The sequence below is a fragment of the Mesorhizobium sp. M0185 genome, assembly GCF_040322175.1.
Classification (GTDB): Bacteria; Pseudomonadota; Alphaproteobacteria; order Rhizobiales; family Rhizobiaceae; genus Mesorhizobium.
On sequence record NZ_JAMYSY010000001.1, the window covers coordinates 188,038 to 202,927 of the forward strand.

General features: G+C 63.2%; 14 protein-coding genes and 1 tRNA gene. 10 read left to right on the forward strand and 5 right to left on the reverse strand.

Features of this window, described 5'->3' with window-relative positions; genetic code table 11:
• Positions 1-4: 4 nt before the first annotated feature.
• Positions 5-166: a hypothetical protein gene (locus NKJ20_RS00895; RefSeq protein WP_352588071.1), complete on the reverse strand. Its 162-nt coding sequence runs from the start codon at positions 164-166 to the stop codon at positions 5-7.
• Between NKJ20_RS00895 and NKJ20_RS00900 the strand changes: the two genes are divergently transcribed.
• On the forward strand, positions 156-794 hold the full coding sequence (locus NKJ20_RS00900) for a 2-dehydro-3-deoxy-phosphogluconate aldolase (RefSeq protein WP_352448209.1): 639 nt from the start codon (positions 156-158) through the stop codon (positions 792-794). The genes NKJ20_RS00895 and NKJ20_RS00900 overlap by 11 nt on opposite strands.
• A 51-nt stretch (positions 795-845) precedes the next feature.
• On the opposite strand, the gene NKJ20_RS00905 is transcribed toward NKJ20_RS00900, so the two are convergent.
• The 3 genes from NKJ20_RS00905 to NKJ20_RS00915 all read right to left on the reverse strand — a co-directional run bounded on the left by NKJ20_RS00905 (position 846) and on the right by NKJ20_RS00915 (position 4,815).
• Positions 846-919 (reverse strand) — tRNA-Gln (locus tag NKJ20_RS00905).
• Between the two features lie 105 nt (positions 920-1,024).
• Positions 1,025-2,878: a peptidoglycan L,D-endopeptidase MepK gene (mepK, locus tag NKJ20_RS00910; RefSeq protein WP_352742050.1), complete on the reverse strand. Its 1,854-nt coding sequence runs from the start codon at positions 2,876-2,878 to the stop codon at positions 1,025-1,027.
• Positions 2,879-3,237: 359 nt separating this feature from the next.
• Positions 3,238-4,815 (reverse strand): sigma-54-dependent transcriptional regulator, encoded by a 1,578-nt coding sequence (locus tag NKJ20_RS00915; RefSeq protein ID WP_352448211.1) that lies wholly within the window; start codon positions 4,813-4,815, stop codon positions 3,238-3,240.
• 152 nt (positions 4,816-4,967) lie between these two features.
• Between NKJ20_RS00915 and NKJ20_RS00920 the strand changes: the two genes are divergently transcribed.
• From NKJ20_RS00920 to NKJ20_RS00945, 6 genes are all read left to right on the forward strand, one after another.
• On the forward strand, positions 4,968-6,803 hold the full coding sequence (locus NKJ20_RS00920; RefSeq protein WP_352742052.1) for a M3 family oligoendopeptidase: 1,836 nt from the start codon (positions 4,968-4,970) through the stop codon (positions 6,801-6,803).
• A 391-nt stretch (positions 6,804-7,194) separates the two neighbouring features.
• Complete coding sequence (locus NKJ20_RS00925) at positions 7,195-8,004, forward strand: helix-hairpin-helix domain-containing protein (RefSeq protein WP_352742054.1); 810 nt, start codon at positions 7,195-7,197, stop codon at positions 8,002-8,004.
• Between the two features lie 155 nt (positions 8,005-8,159).
• Entirely contained in the window at positions 8,160-9,305 is a 1,146-nt protein-coding gene (locus tag NKJ20_RS00930; RefSeq protein WP_352448214.1) for an aminodeoxychorismate synthase component I, read from the forward strand.
• Positions 9,254-9,916 (forward strand): aminotransferase class IV family protein, encoded by a 663-nt coding sequence (locus NKJ20_RS00935; RefSeq protein ID WP_352742056.1) that lies wholly within the window; start codon positions 9,254-9,256, stop codon positions 9,914-9,916. Before NKJ20_RS00930 ends, NKJ20_RS00935 begins: the two co-directional genes overlap by 52 nt.
• Positions 9,917-9,933: 17 nt before the next feature.
• The gene (locus NKJ20_RS00940; protein ID WP_352448216.1) at positions 9,934-10,221 is read left to right on the forward strand and encodes a YciI family protein; all 288 of its coding nucleotides are present in this window, start codon (positions 9,934-9,936) and stop codon (positions 10,219-10,221) included.
• Positions 10,218-11,156, forward strand: coding sequence for a heme-dependent oxidative N-demethylase family protein (locus tag NKJ20_RS00945; RefSeq protein WP_352448217.1), 939 nt, complete (start codon positions 10,218-10,220; stop codon positions 11,154-11,156). Before NKJ20_RS00940 ends, NKJ20_RS00945 begins: the two co-directional genes overlap by 4 nt.
• Positions 11,157-11,254: 98 nt before the next feature.
• Here the strand turns inward: NKJ20_RS00945 and NKJ20_RS00950 are convergent, their stop codons facing one another.
• Positions 11,255-11,542 carry a hypothetical protein gene (locus tag NKJ20_RS00950; RefSeq protein ID WP_352742058.1) on the reverse strand — a complete coding sequence of 96 codons (288 nt, stop codon included), beginning with the start codon at positions 11,540-11,542 and terminating at the stop codon, positions 11,255-11,257.
• 55 nt (positions 11,543-11,597) lie between these two features.
• Between NKJ20_RS00950 and NKJ20_RS00955 the strand changes: the two genes are divergently transcribed.
• The 3 genes from NKJ20_RS00955 to omp10 all read left to right on the forward strand — a co-directional run bounded on the left by NKJ20_RS00955 (position 11,598) and on the right by omp10 (position 14,747).
• Entirely contained in the window at positions 11,598-12,293 is a 696-nt protein-coding gene (locus NKJ20_RS00955; protein ID WP_352742060.1) for a substrate-binding domain-containing protein, read from the forward strand.
• 446 nt (positions 12,294-12,739) lie between these two features.
• A complete protein-coding gene (locus NKJ20_RS00960; protein WP_352742062.1) occupies positions 12,740-14,185 on the forward strand; it encodes a homospermidine synthase in 1,446 nt (481 codons plus the stop codon).
• 187 nt (positions 14,186-14,372) lie between these two features.
• The gene (omp10, locus tag NKJ20_RS00965) at positions 14,373-14,747 is read left to right on the forward strand and encodes an outer membrane lipoprotein Omp10 (RefSeq protein WP_023720183.1); all 375 of its coding nucleotides are present in this window, start codon (positions 14,373-14,375) and stop codon (positions 14,745-14,747) included.
• Positions 14,748-14,890 lie beyond the last annotated feature (143 nt).

Consider the following 14,890-nt stretch of genomic DNA (forward strand, 5'->3'; position numbering starts at 1 on the left):
ACGCTCACGACAGCCGGATCAAGGCAGAGCCGGGTGCGGTCTGATCGCGGAAGGTTTCGAACACCACGCGTGACATCGCGACACGCCGCGTTTCGTGGACAGAAAAACCGCCTTCTGCTAACCGGTCGACTTGATCAACAGAGGAGAGACGACGAATGCCCAGCACGACCGAAAAGCTCCTGTCGCTCCTCAACGGCCAGCCGGTCATACCGGTGCTGAAGATCGCCAATCCCGCCGACGCGGTGCCGCTGGCCCGGGCGCTGGCCAGCGGTGGCCTGCCGGTGATCGAGATCACGCTGCGCACCGCCGACGCGCTGGAGGCGATCCGCCGGGTGGCAGGCGAGGTCGAAGACGCCGTCGTCGGCGCCGGCACCATCCTGGACGCCCGGCAGTTCGGCGAGGCGGCGGCCGCCGGCTCGAAGTTCATCGTCAGCCCCGGCATCACCCGCGAGCTTCTCGCGGCAGCCAAGGACAGCGACGTGCCGTTGCTGCCCGGTGCCATCACGCCGGGAGAGGTCATGGCCGCCCGCGAAGCCGGTCTGCGCTTTCTGAAATTCTTCCCGGCCGAACAGTCGGGCGGCATTGCCTCGCTCAAGGCTTTCGCCTCGCCGCTTGCCGACGTGAAATTCTGCCCGACCGGCGGTATCACCGGCAAGAACGCCGCCGACTACCTCAGCCTGCCCAACGTCATCTGCGTCGGCGGTTCCTGGGTGGCGCCGGACGAGCTGGTCAAGGCCGGCAAATGGGACGAGATCGAAGCCTTGGCGCGCGCGGCAAGCAAGCTCGGGCGCTAGCATCTTCTGCATCAAAAGTCGCCGCCGATCTGGCCGATCTGGTTCGCAGGCTGGTTCCCGCTCATGGGCTCGAACCACGATTCACGCCTTCAAAGGGCGCTGTCCTACCATTAGACGAAGCGGGAGAATGCCGACCAGTGGTTAGCATCCCTGGATGAAGGAAGCCAGTGCCGGCGGTGGAGGCCGCGCGGGGTGCCAGCGCAGCCTTTACGATATTTGCCCAGCGCGGCCTACTCGGTCTTGAAGCGGGCAACCGACATGAACTTGACGGCTTTGCCGGTGAACCGGTTTGCGTCGGCCATCTCGTTGCCCGGTTGGAAGCCTATCGTATAGACCTCGCTCGGTGCCGTACGGACGAAGTCGTAGGCGTAGCGCGGCGCCGTTGTCGCATCTGAAACGGTTGCGACATACTCACCGCTGTGCAGCGCCCAACGGGCGGCCTGCGGCGCGGCGGCGACCACCACCGGCTTGGGGCCGGGCTTCAGGTCGCGGGCGGTGGCCCTGGGTTCCTTGCGTGTGGTCTTCACGCCCGCTCCGATGACGGCCGCCGGATCGGAGCCTGCCCGGCGGGCAACGATGGCCTCGCGCGGCGATGCCCCGTCGCTCGATGCCCCGTCGTCGCTCGCCGGTTCCTCGAACACCGATGCTTGCTCGGAAAGCGACGCGACCTTGTATTCGTCGGTCGCGCTGACCCTTTCCAGAACGGCCTTGACCTCGTCGGGCTCTGAACTGTCGGGCCGCGCCGACGGCAATACCGAGAATGCGTCGGTGGCGGTGTTGCTCCGCTCGGCCGCACTCGCCAGCGCCAGCAACACTTGCTTGTCCTGCGGCGCAAGACCCGCCGGCGAAAGATCGGCCGGCAGCGAATGATCGGGCCGCCAGCTCGGCACGGGAATGTTGTTTGCAGCGACCTGCGCCGGGCCGGCCGCAGCAGACGGGTCTGCTATGCCGAACGGAACATTTGCCGGCGCCACACTTGCCGGCGCTTGCGCGGTCGCCACCGCCTGTTCAGTCGATCCAGCCGCATCCGCCACGCCGAACGGAACGTTCTCAGGCGGCTGGGCGCCGACGTCCGTCTTCGGGCGCGGAGCAAAATCCGGCAGCGGGATGCTGCGCGCAGGCAATGCCGCGATGATCGTCTCCGGCGTGTCGTTCTCCGGTTCAGGCGCAGGCGCCGGAGCATCGGCGACTTCCGGAATCTGAGCGCGCTTGGCATCCTGAGGCGCCACGATGGCAATGCCAGGCAGGTTGCTGCTCTTGGCGGACGGCGCCGGCTTCACGTTACGGGGCTTTGGCGCCGGCTCGGCCATCGCCACGTCGGCGCTGTCGTCCGCCTCGTCGTCGCCACCGCCGAAGAGGGCTGCCAGGAACCCACGGGATTTTTTGGCACCGCCGCTTGCGCTGGCGAGTTCGATGGCCGGCGCGCCGGCGCCCTTGCGGGCTTTGTAGGAGGCGAGGGCCTGTTGATAGCCAGGCAGCGGCTTGCCGTCGCTCGGCACATGCAGCGTCTTGCCGTTGGGGAACACGCGCGCCAGTTCCTGGCGGCTGATGCCGGGCCAGTGGCGTACATTGCCGACATCCATATGCACGAAGGGCGAGCCGGAGCTGGGATAGTAGCCGACGCCGCCGCCCTGCATCCTGAGGCCGACGTCGCGCAGCTTCTTCAGCGGCACGCCGGGAATATAGAAATCCATCGCCCTGCCGAGCATGTGCTGGCTCTTCTCGGCGACGCCCCTGCTGCGGCTGCGCAGCATCGAATTCGTGGCCGGCGAACGATAGCCGCAGACGACCTGGATGTAATCGGTGGCGCCGCTCTCCCGATAGGCCTCCCAGACCAGGTCCAGCAGGCGCGGATCCATCTTGGTCGGCTCGTTGCGACGCCAGTCGCGCAGGATGATGTTGATCTTTCGCAAGCCCGCCTGGTCGTAGCGCCCGTTGCGCTTATAGACGATCTCCGCCTTTTCATGCGTGTGGAGATGATAGAGCTTCAGCGAACGTGTCTCGGCGCTGGCGCCGGTTGCCGCCGCTGCAAGGAACCCGACGGCAACAATCACCGCTGCCAGCCATCTCGGCCAGACGCTCATGTGATAATGCCGCCCGTTTTTGTGTCGTTCGATTCTGTTCAAATCAAAAGGCCTTGCAGGCTGCCGTTTTGTCCCCGGATTTGACCAAACGGATGCGTGGTGTGTGCATCCGAATATCGATCCTAATGGTTAATCATCGCTTATTGAAGCCGAAATGCGGTAACACGGTGGCGATATCCCGCCAAAAATATTGCGCAGGATATCTTGGTAAACCGCTGGTTTAGATCATGTTTTGGCGCCAGCTCGAAACACGATCTGTTACCGTCCGCCTTAATACGTGAACACTGTGGCGAACACATCATTTCGACGCGCAGTTGCGTGGAATGATGTCCGGATGAGAACCGGCCTGGCCCTGTGACTCAGGAAGCGAGCCGTTCGACGCGGCCGGTTTCCGGGTCGATGCCGTATTCCTTGAGCTTGCGGTAGAGCGTCGACCGGCCGATGCCGAGGCGGCGGGCGACTTCGCTCATCTGGCCGTTGTAGTGATCGATGGCGAGCTTGATCATTTCGAGTTCGACGTCGGCCAGCGCACGCACATTGCCGCGCTCGTCGAGCGCCCGCAGCGTGCCGAAACGAGGCTTGGCTGGTGCATCGGCGTCGGCGGCTGCGATGCCGCCAGCGGCGGATATGTTGTCGCGCGGCTGGCTGCCCGAAGCCACTCCGGAAGCTGGCCACCCTGGAGTTGGCCCCCCTGAAGCTGGCCACCCTGGAGCTGGCAAGGCAATACCCGAATCGAGATTGACCGTGCCCTCGATTTGCGTCCGGATCTGCGGGAATTCTTCTTCGGTCAGCATGTCGCCGTCGGCGAGCACCGAAGCCCGGAAGACGGCGTTTTCGAGCTGCCTTATGTTGCCCGGCCAGTCATAGGCCTGCAGCATGGCAAGCGCCGCAGCCGAGATGCCTCGCAGGCGGTGGCGCGGATCGGCGGGCGCCACCTTCTCCATGAAATGCTCCACCAGATAGGGGATGTCGTCGCGACGGTCGCGCAATGGCGGCACGAAGATTGGATAGACGTTCAGCCGATAGAACAGGTCCTCGCGGAACTTGCCGTCCTTGACCTGCTGCAGCAGGTTGCGATGGGTTGCCGAGATCAGCCTGATGTCGACCCTGACGGCCGAGCGCCCGCCGACCGGATCGACCTCGCCGTCCTGTACGGCGCGCAACAGCTTGACCTGCACGTCGAGCGGCAGGTCGCCGATTTCGTCAAGGAACAGCGTGCCGGTGTGCGCTTCGACGAACTTGCCGGTATGTTTTTCGGTGGCGCCGGTGAACGAGCCCTTCTCGTGCCCGAACAGGATCGATTCGACCAGATTGTCGGGGATGGCGCCGCAATTGACGGTGACGAAGGGTTTCGAGCGGCGGTCGCCGCTGCCCTGGACGGCGCGCGCCACCAGTTCCTTGCCGACGCCGGATTCACCTTCGATCAGGATCGGAATGTTGGACGCCGCCGCCTTGCGGCCGAGCCGGATCACCCGATCCATCGCCGGACTGTGGGTGATCATGTCCTTGAATGTCAGATGGCCGCCACGCTGTCGTGACGAGCGCTTCACTTCGCCTTCGAGCGCTTCGACCTTGAGGGCGTTGCCGATCGACGCCTGCAGCCTGTCGGGAGAGGCCGGCTTGACGACGAAGTCGAAGGCGCCGTGACGCATTGCCGAAACGACGGTTTCGATGCCGCCCTGCGCGGTCTGCACGATGACGGGAATGTGGATGCCACGCTCGCGCATCGCCTTCAGCACGCCGATGCCGTCGAGCCCGGGCATCATAAGGTCTAGGATGACCACCGACACGTCGCGCGCATTGGGTCCGTCGACAAACTCGAGACCCGCCTCGCCGCCATCGGCGACGATCGCGGTGTGGCCGAATTTCGTCACCGCCGCCTCGAGCAGCCTGCGCTGCACGGGATCGTCATCGACTATGAGTATGGAAGCTGCCATGACTGATCCGACCGTGCCCGCCCGAGAATGCGCCCTATGGATCATCTTGGCACAGGGTTCTAAATAAGCTTTCAAAAAACCCGGTGAATGAATTCCTTAGGATTTGACCGGCTTCTCGTTTCCTCGAATTTTTGTGTCTGGAAGGATCGGCAATGCGCATGGTTTTTGCTCGAAAGCTGGCGGCGGCGCCCGGTCAGGGCGTGGCGGAGCTTGGCGACCTGCCGGAATGGAATCTGGCCGATCTCTATTCGGGCATGGAAGCGCCCGAGTTGAAGCGCGACATCGCCAAGGCCGCCGTCGATGCCTTCGCCTTCGAGAGCCGTTGGAAAGGCACGCTCGCCGCCGAGGCCGGGCGTGGCAGCGCCGGCAGGCTTGGCGAGGCGCTTCAGGCCTATGAAGCGCTGGAGGAGCTGATCGGCCGCATCGTCTCCTATGCCGGGCTTGTCTATGCCGGCAACACGTCGGATCCGCAGCGCGCCAAGCTCTATGGCGACATCCAGGAAAAGATGACCGATGCCAGCGCGCACCTGCTGTTTTTCGCGCTCGAGCTGAATCTCATCGACGATAGCGCGATCGAAACCGCACTCGCCGCCGATCCGGCCTTCGCCCATTACCGGCCCTGGGTGCTCGATCTGCGCAAGGACAAGCCCTATCAGCTCGAAGACCGCATCGAGCAGCTCTTCCATGAAAAATCGATCACCGGGCGCGGGGCCTGGAACCGCCTGTTCGACGAGACGATGACCGATTTGCGCTTCGACGTCGACGGCGAGGAGCTGACGCTGGAGCCGGCACTCAATCGCCTTCAGGATGCCGACGGCGAGGTGCGCCGCCGGGCATCCGAGGCGCTGGCCACGACCTTCCGCAAGAATTTGCGCGTCTTCACGCTGGTCACCAACACGCTGGCCAAGGACAAGGAGATTTCCGACCGCTGGCGCGGCTTCGAGGACATTGCCGATTCCCGCCACCTCGCCAACCGCGTCGAAAGCAGCGTGGTGGATGCACTCGCCGCCGCGGTTCGCGACGCCTATCCACGCCTGTCGCATCGCTATTACGCGATGAAGGCGCGCTGGCTCGGCATGGAGGTGATGAACCACTGGGACCGCAATGCGCCCCTGCCGGAGACCCCGCAGGCGGTCATCGGCTGGGACGAGGCCAAGAACACCGTGCTTTCCGCCTACCAGCGCTTTTCGCCCGACATGGCGGAGATCGCCAGAACTTTCTTCGACCGCAACTGGATCGATGCACCGGTGAGACCCGGCAAGTCGCCTGGCGCCTTCGCGCATCCGACCGTGCCTTCGGCGCATCCCTATGTGCTGCTCAACTACATGGGCAAGCCGCGCGACGTGATGACGCTGGCGCACGAGCTCGGCCACGGCGTGCACCAGGTGCTGGCCGGCGGCCAGGGCGCCTTGATGGCATCGACGCCGCTGACGCTGGCCGAAACCGCATCGGTGTTCGGCGAAATGCTGACCTTCCGCTCGCTGCTCGAGCAGACCACCGACAAGCGCGAACGCAAGGCCATGCTCGCCCAGAAGGTCGAGGACATGATCAACACGGTCGTGCGCCAGATCGCCTTCTACGAGTTCGAGCGCAAAGTGCATGCCGAGCGCAGGAGCGGCGAACTGACCTCCGACAAGCTCGGCCAGTTCTGGTTGGAAGTGCAGGCGGAAAGCCTCGGGCCGGCGATCAAGCTGCGCGAAGGATACGAGATTTTCTGGACCTATATCCCGCACTTCATCCACTCGCCTTTCTACGTCTATGCCTACGCATTCGGCGATTGCCTGGTGAACTCGCTCTACGCGGTCTACCAGAACGCCGAGCGCGGCTTTCAGGAGAAATATTTTGCCATGCTGCGCGCCGGCGGCACCAAGCATCATTCCGAGCTTCTGGCGCCGTTCGGCCTCGACGCGGCCGACCCTGCCTTCTGGCAGATCGGGCTTGGCGTGATCAGCGGACTGATCGACGAGCTGGAAGCACTGGACAATTGATGCGCAACACTGGGTGATGCGCAACACCGGGTGACCGGGTTTTCCAGAACAGTTTAGCTGCAATGCATATTGGCGATGGTTCTATTCTTGTCTTGGATATTTGTTCTTAAATAACTTTCCATGGAAGTTTTCCGTTAGATTCCCGTAAGCTGTATGATAGCGTCCGCCCTCAAGCTCAGCCGGGCATGAATGGGTCAGGTCGGAAAATCCCGACCGGTCATGGCGTGTCGGCGGATGCGACAACGGCTGTTGGCCAGGGGCAAACCGGTCGCCGACGGCTCGATCGAAGCCGGCTGTTCTGCAAATTGCGGAACCACCATCGAATGGTCCTTCGCCGAGGTCATGGCTCTACAGGCCAGGGCGGACGGATCGGACTGGAGAGAGAAAGACAATGGGCACTTTTTTCTACATGCTCCTGGCGTTCCTGGTAGGTGTGTTGGTTGGCTGGTTCATTTGGGGACGCCTGCGTGGCGAACTCGACAGTTTGCGCGGCGATCTAGACCGCACGCGCAGCGAACGCGACAGATTGCGGGCCGATAGCGACCGTCTGACCGGTGAGTTGGATGCATGCGGCCGCGCCCGCGCCGATCTCGAACGCCGGCTGGGCGAGGCGAAAACCAACCAGGCGCCAACCGCGAAGGCGGCAACAGCCAAGGCGCCAGCCGCCAAGACCGGCGCGACCAAAGCCGCGATGCAGGCGCCGTCAAGGCTGATGTCGACATCCGCACCGGCCAAACCGGCGCCGAAGAAATCTGCAACGGCCAAAGCCGCGGCTGCGCCGCGCGCAACTGCCGCTAAACCGGCAACGCCGAAACCGGCCGCATCGAAAGCGACCACCGCGCCCAAGACTGTGCCAGTGGCAAGCAAGGCTGCGCCGGCGGCAAGCAAGACCGCGCCAGCGGCAAAGAAAGCCGCGACCGGCAAGGCAACAGCCGCGGCAGCAGGCAACGCCAACGATCTGCGTCGCCTGATCGGCATCGGCCCGACCAACGAGCGGCTGCTCAAAGGGCTTGGGGTCACGACCTATGCCCAGATCGCCGCCTGGACGCCCGACGACGTCAAGCGGATCGAGGCGACGTTGAATTTCGACGGCCGTATCGAACGTGAACGCTGGATTGAGCAGGCGAAACTGCTTGCCGCCGGCGACGAAAAGGAATTTGCGCGCCGCTTCCCGACCGCGGGAGAAGCCAGCAACACCTGATCCACCGCAGGCGGCATCTGGAACAAGGCGGCGCTCTCTGGCGCCGCTTTTGTTTTTGCCGCCGCGCCTTTGCGTCTTGAGACGCCGTTCCCTCGATTGCGCACGGTCGAGCCCCCATATAGATCGATCGCTGGCGACCGCAGCATCCGAGCCTTATGCCCCTGCCCTTTGCAATTTTCAGGAACGACGAGACCGCGCGGCAGCTCGTTTTCGACTGGCCGGCCGAGATAATCGCAGCGCATGGCGAGGCGGATTTTTTGCCGGCGCTGGAAGCCGCGCAGGCTGCACATGACGGCGGCAAATGGCTGGCCGGTTATTTCTCCTACGAGGCCGGTTACCTGCTCGAACCCAAGCTCGTTCCGCTACTGCCGGCCGGCCGCCGCGCCCCGCTTTTCTGCCTCGGCGTGTTCGATGCGCCGGTCGAGGAGACGGTCGCGCCAGGCGATCTGCCGGCTAGCAACGGCCCAATCTTCGACGCCAAGGCAGCCTGGTCTTCGGACGACTACGCCAAACGCTTTGCCAGGCTGCATGACCACATCCGCAAGGGCGACTGCTACCAGGGCAATCTGACCTTTCCGGTCCATGCGCAATGGTCGGGCGATCCGCTGGTCGCCTTCAACGCGCTGACCGAACGCCAGCCGGTGAAGTATGGGGCCCTGGTCGCGCTCGGCGATCCGATCGTCTTGTCGCGTTCGCCCGAACTGTTCTTCGAGGTGGACGCGGAAGGCATGATCGAGACGCATCCGATGAAGGGCACCGCGCCGCGCGGGGCAACAAAAGCCGAGGACGATCGCCTGAAAGCGTTCTTGCGCAACGACGAGAAGAACCAGGCCGAGAACCGGATGATTGTCGATCTCCTGCGCAACGACATTTCACTGATCAGCGAGGTTGGCACGCTCGATGTGCCGGAGCTTTTCCGCATCGAGAGCTACCCGACCGTCCACCAGATGGTGAGCCGCGTGCGGGCGAAACTCTTGCCCGGCCTCGCCATCCGCCAGATTTTCGCCGCGCTGTTCCCCTGCGGCTCGATTACCGGCGCACCGAAGATCCGCGCTATGGAAATTCTGCGCGAGCTGGAAAGTGGCCCGCGCGATGTCTATTGCGGCGCCATAGGCTGGATCGCGCCCGGCGGCCGGATGCGTTTTTCCGTGGCGATCCGCACCATCTCGCTCTTTGCCAATGGCGAGGCGGTCTACAATGTCGGCGGTGGCGTCGTCTTCGATTCGACAGCCGAAGAGGAGTACCAGGAGTGTCTGCTGAAAGCCCGTTTCGCGACGGGAACACTGCCGATTTCGAACTGATCGAAACAATGCGCTGGGAACCCGGCTCGAGTTTCCTCCGTTTCGACCGCCATCTCGCGCGGCTCTACGGCTCGGCAAGCGAACTCGGTTTCGCCTGCGATCCGCAAAGGGTCGGCGAAGCGCTGATGAATGCGGTCGGCCACCAACAGATCGCGTTGCGCACACGCCTCGTCCTGTCGCGCAAGGGCGAAGTCGCGGTTTCGGCGCAGCCTTACGAGCCGCTCGCCGCAGACAAGGTCTGGACACTTCAACTGGCACGGGTGCGGCTTGATTCGAGCGACACGCTGCTGCGTCACAAGACCAGCCGCCGACAACCCTATACGCGCGCCCGCGCCGAATATCTCGCCAGCCGCGCCGACGAGGTGCTGCTCGCCAATGAGCGCGGCGAAATCTGCGAGGGCACGATCACCAACGTCTTTGCCGATTTCGGCGACGGCGTGCTGGCCACGCCGCGGCTCGATTGCGGCCTGCTGCCTGGCGTCCTGCGCGGCGAACTGCTGGATCAAGGCCGCGCCGGTGAAGCGGTCTACACGTGGAACGAACTGAAATCGGCCAAGGCGCTGTTCGTCGGCAACTCGCTGCGCGGATTGATCCCGGCGCGGCTGGGCTGAAGCATCGGGAGACAACAATGTTCGTGGTTTCGCTGAACTACAAGGTGCCGCTGACCGAGATCGACCGCTTGCAGCAAGCGCATGTCGAGTGGCTGAAGGCCTGCTATGCGCAAGGTATCTTTGTCGCCTCCGGGCCAAAGCGGCCAAGGACCGGCGGCATCATCATCGCGCGCGGTCCACGCGAGGTGCTCGATGCCAGACTGGCGGACGATCCCTTCGCCAAGGCAGGTGCCGCCGATTACGAAATCACCGAATTCACGGCGAGAATGGCCGCCGCCGCACTGGAAGCCTACAAAGAGGCATGAGTTTCCGCCCGCCGACCCACACACCCTATGACGGCTCGTCGAAACTGTTCACCATCGGGCTGAAGCCGCTCAATCTCGATAGCTGGATCGAGGTCGACGAATATCTGCTGCCCTACCTTGCCGAGAAACGCCGGCTTTACGCGGAAATTCCCGACAAGGTCTTTGTCGAGGAGCAAGCAACGCGCGACGCCCAGCGCGAAGTGCTCGATCTGCTCGGTGCGCATCTGGCGGCGAACTTTCCGGAGACCCACAGGCGTACCGACAATGCGATCGAGGTGATCGACGGCACCGACAATCTCGAGGGCTCGGGCACCCCAGCTTCTTTCAGCGATGCGCCGCTTATCGCCGCCTCGCTGCTCGTCCAGGAGGATTTGATCCTGATGCGCCGCGACGACAGCGGCTGGCGTCTGGCCGCCGGCTCGCTCTGCTTCCCCTCGTCATGGTCGCTGATCGAAAAATTCGGCAAGCCGCTGCAGCAGATCCACGCACCGGTACCGGGTTTCGGTCCAGGCACACGCCCGGCCGAGCTCATCAACCGCATGTTCGACGGACTCCAGGGCCAAGCCGTCGAGCGCTACAACTGGTCGATCCAGGCGGGCGACGCACTCTACCACCCGCTCTCCAACCTCGAACGCATCGACCGCGCCAGCAGTCGCCCGTCGAGATTCCCGGATGGCGACATCGACGCCCATGCCTTTATCCGCGTCGAGCGGCAAACGCTGAGAAAGCTCCCCGTTTCGGGCGACGTACTCTTCACCATCCGCATCCATCTCGACCCGCTCGCCGTGCTGGAACGCCACCCCGACCGCGCGGCGCTCGCGGCGTCCTTGGCCGAACAACTTCTGGCGCTGGACGAGGCACAGCTCGACTACAAGGGGATGACCGCCGACCGTAACCGGCTGGTCGCGTGGCTCAGGGCGCTGGCGCTGTCCTAGAGCAGTTCATCGTCTCACGGAAACGCCGAACCGCTCTATCTCTTTGTTTCTGCGCAATCCCGGACGGAAAACCGTTTCACACCTTTCCTGGAATTGCCCTAAATCGCAGCCAGGCCCAGCAGCAGGATCGCGGACATCGCGGTAAAGACGGTGACGTTGACATCCCACCGCCAGCCCGCCGGTCCAAACGGCGGCCGGAACGGCGGATAGCCGTTCTCGTCATACAGCACGCCGCCATAGATCGGCCGCGAGAGCATGGCCGCGAAGAATGCTCCATACATAGCCGCGGCCAATCCCCCGGCGAGATCGAGCCGCTCGGCTTCGAGTTGTCCCTCGATCCAGATAAGTCCGAGCGCAATCAGCGCCACACCGGTGTAGCTCAGCACCTGCCAGACGACATGAAACCGGGCGTGTGGGGTCCACAACGGATTGGTGGCATGTGTGGCGTTGAAGATCCTTGGTCACAGCGCCGATATTGGTCTCATAATTTCGGTCCAGAGACGGCGTCTGCCCTTCGTCATTCTCGAAAGCGACGCGGGTCCCGACATCAATTCGATAAAGATCGACGGCTGGAGCGGCGCGGTAGCTGCCGTCCGGCATTTGACCGGGCTGGGGCACCGGCATTTTGCCATCCTTTCGGCGCGACGGACTCCCGGCCCACCGATTGTCCACATGCCCGGACAGGCAACGCGCCCGCTTCTGGCCGGCTTCCCGCTCGACGATGAAAGGCTCGACGGTTTCAAACAGGGTTTGGCGGAGGCGAATTTGTCGATCGACGATGTCCCGATCCTCGAGACGATCCCAGGCGAGCCATCTGCCGGAGCAGTGGTGTTCGACAGGGCGCCTGAAGCAACCGCGATCCTGACCATGTCGGATTGGCAGGCGATCACAATACTGGACGAGGCGGTTCGCCGCGGCATCGGCGTGCCGGGCCACGTATCGGTCGTTGGCTTCGATGGCACTGCTGAATCCGCACGCACCACGCCTCCGATGACCACTGTGGCGCAAGACGTGATCGGAAAAGGCAGGCTTGCCGCCCGAATGGTTATTGACAATGAAGCCCCCCGCCAGGTCGTTCTGCCGGTAGAACTGGTGGTTCGAGCCTCCACAGCCGGGCCGAGGGCAAAAATCCGCTGAAACGCGCGGATGCGCCATCCGCATCGGGGCGGCGCTGGCAGCGTCTTTTCGCTGAGCAGCGTCTGGCACTGAACGGGGCACACCTTGACTATAAGGGCCTGACAGCCGACCGTGACTGTCGGCGGAAGACAACTGTAACTTGTGGCTTGGGGGCACAATGATCCAGCATCTTGGCAGGCCGGTCACGTTCATGGCCGCGATCCTGGTACTGTCGATAGCAGCTGAGGCGGAGCCGAGGCCTGCGCCGACGATCTGCTGGAACTGCCGGTCTCCGAGGCACATGACCTCTTCAAGCCTGCATTCGCAAGACTGGTCGAGCCGTAGCCGGGATGGCGCGGCGTGAGGCCGGCCGTCCGCTTTTCGCTTTATTGTGACAATGATCTATGGTTTGTCGCGCCGCGGCCAAGCCGCTGTTCCGAAGCGTTTTTTGAGGGAGTAATCGATAAATGGCGAATGAAAACTGGCCCGTTTACGGTGAGATCACCGGCCCTGTAGTGATGATCGGCTTCGGCTCGATCGGACGGGGAACGCTGCCGCTGATCGAGCGCCATTTCAAATTCGACAAGTCGCGCATGACGGTCATCGACCCGCGCGACACCGACCGCAAATTGCTCGACGAGCGCGGCATCACCTTCATGCAGGATGCGGTGACCAAAAACAACTACAAGAAGCTGCTGACACCGCTTTTGACCAATGGCGGCGGCCAGGGCTTTTGCGTCAACCTGTCGGTCGACACTTCCTCGCTTGAGCTGATGAAGCTCTGCCGCAAGCTTGGCGTCCTCTATATCGACACGGTGGTCGAACCCTGGCTCGGCTTTTATTTCGACGAGAAGGCCGACAACGCCTCACGCACCAACTATGCGCTGCGCGAGACCGTACGTACTGAAATCGCGAAGAACCCGGGCGGCACCACTGCGATCTCGTGCTGCGGCGCCAATCCCGGCATGGTCTCATGGTTCGTCAAGCAGGCACTGGTCAACCTCGCCACAGATCTTGGCCTCGACTTCTCGGAACCCGCGCAGCACGATCGCGAAGGCTGGGCCAGGCTGATGAAGAAGGCCGGCGTCAAGGGCATCCATATCGCCGAGCGCGACACCCAGCGCACCAAGAAGCCCAAGCCGATGAACGTGTTCTGGAACACCTGGTCGGTCGAAGGCTTCATTTCGGAAGGGCTGCAGCCGGCCGAGCTCGGCTGGGGCACGCATGAGGCGTGGATGCCGAAGAACGCCAAAAGCCACAAGAACGGTTCGAAGGCCGCGATCTATCTGGAGCAGCCCGGCGCCAATACACGCGTGCGCACATGGTGTCCGACGCCCGGCCCGCAATACGGTTTCCTGGTGACACACAACGAAGCGATCTCGATCGCCGATTTTTTCACCTTGCGCGGCAAGAAGGGCAAGGTGCAATACCGGCCGACCTGCCATTACGCCTATCATCCCTGCAACGACGCAGTGCTGTCGCTGCACGAGATGTTCGGTGTCGCCGGCAAGGCTCAGCCCGTGCATCACGTGCTCGACGAAAATGAACTGGTCGATGGCGTCGACGAACTCGGCGTGCTGCTCTACGGCCACGCCAAGAACGCCTACTGGTACGGCTCGCAGCTGTCGCTGGCCGAGGCGCGCAAGCTGGCGCCCTATCAGAACGCCACCGGCATGCAGGTCACGTCGGCGGTGCTGGCCGGCATGGTCTGGGCGCTGGAAAATCCCGAGGCCGGCATCGTCGAGGCCGACGAGATGGATTACAAGCGCTGCCTCGACGTGCAGGGCCCCTATCTCGGGCCGGTCAGGAGCTATTATACCGACTGGACACCGCTCGACAATCGGCCTGGTCTGTTTCCCGAGGATCTCGATACCAAAGACCCGTGGCAATTCCGCAACATCCTCGTTCGATAGCAGCGTTGCCTCGACACTCGGCCAGCTTGCAATCGCCCGGAAATCGGGCGATTGAAGAGGGGCGGCCTAGAGCCACGTGCGTCCATTTGCACGCACAAAGTACGCTCTAGCACTTTGAATGTGCGCATCGTGCTTTCCGAAAATCGGATCGATTTTCGGGCCGATGCGAGAGGAGAGGATCTTGAAGATGACGATTGCGCAAAGACTGCTTTCGGCTGGCATTGCCGCGGCCGCTACGGTCGCGTTGGCGGCCTGCACGACAACCGGCCCAGGCGAGCCGCCGGTGATCACGGCCAAGGGGGTTGAAGGCTCCTGGATCGACGCGCAGGGCACGGGCTTGTCCACCTTCAAGGGCGGCAGCTTCGCGACCGTCGCAACCGACACCGGCCAGAAGCTTGCCGATGGCAGCTACACCATGACCGGCGGCACCTCGGTCGAGATTCATGGCACTTCGCTGATCCGCCAGACGCCGATCAGCTTCAACTGCCTGATGGTCTCCACCAGCCAGCTCAATTGCACCAGCGCGAGCGGGCAGAATTTTGTGCTGACCAGGCGCACCTGAAATCCGATTCCGAATTTACTTTGCACAAGGACGGCGGTTTCAAGCCGCCGTCTTCTTGCGCCGGCAAAGCTGATGCCGATTTCCGCTTGCATCGACTGAAACGCGATGTGAACATAGCCCAAGAGGGCTGTTACATCCCAGTC

Coding starts and splice junctions, on each gene's coding strand:
- NKJ20_RS00920 (WP_352742052.1), top strand. CDS start 4,968: ATGCGCATGGTTTTTGCTCGAAAGCTGGCGGCGGCGCCCGGTCAGGGC.
- NKJ20_RS00900 (WP_352448209.1), top strand. CDS start 156: ATGCCCAGCACGACCGAAAAGCTCCTGTCGCTCCTCAACGGCCAGCCG.
- NKJ20_RS00925 (WP_352742054.1), top strand. CDS start 7,195: ATGGGCACTTTTTTCTACATGCTCCTGGCGTTCCTGGTAGGTGTGTTG.
- mepK (WP_352742050.1), bottom strand. CDS start 2,878: ATGAGCGTCTGGCCGAGATGGCTGGCAGCGGTGATTGTTGCCGTCGGG.
- omp10 (WP_023720183.1), top strand. CDS start 14,373: ATGACGATTGCGCAAAGACTGCTTTCGGCTGGCATTGCCGCGGCCGCT.
- NKJ20_RS00915 (WP_352448211.1), bottom strand. CDS start 4,815: ATGGCAGCTTCCATACTCATAGTCGATGACGATCCCGTGCAGCGCAGG.
- NKJ20_RS00945 (WP_352448217.1), top strand. CDS start 10,218: ATGAGTTTCCGCCCGCCGACCCACACACCCTATGACGGCTCGTCGAAA.
- NKJ20_RS00960 (WP_352742062.1), top strand. CDS start 12,740: ATGGCGAATGAAAACTGGCCCGTTTACGGTGAGATCACCGGCCCTGTA.
- NKJ20_RS00940 (WP_352448216.1), top strand. CDS start 9,934: ATGTTCGTGGTTTCGCTGAACTACAAGGTGCCGCTGACCGAGATCGAC.
- NKJ20_RS00930 (WP_352448214.1), top strand. CDS start 8,160: ATGCCCCTGCCCTTTGCAATTTTCAGGAACGACGAGACCGCGCGGCAG.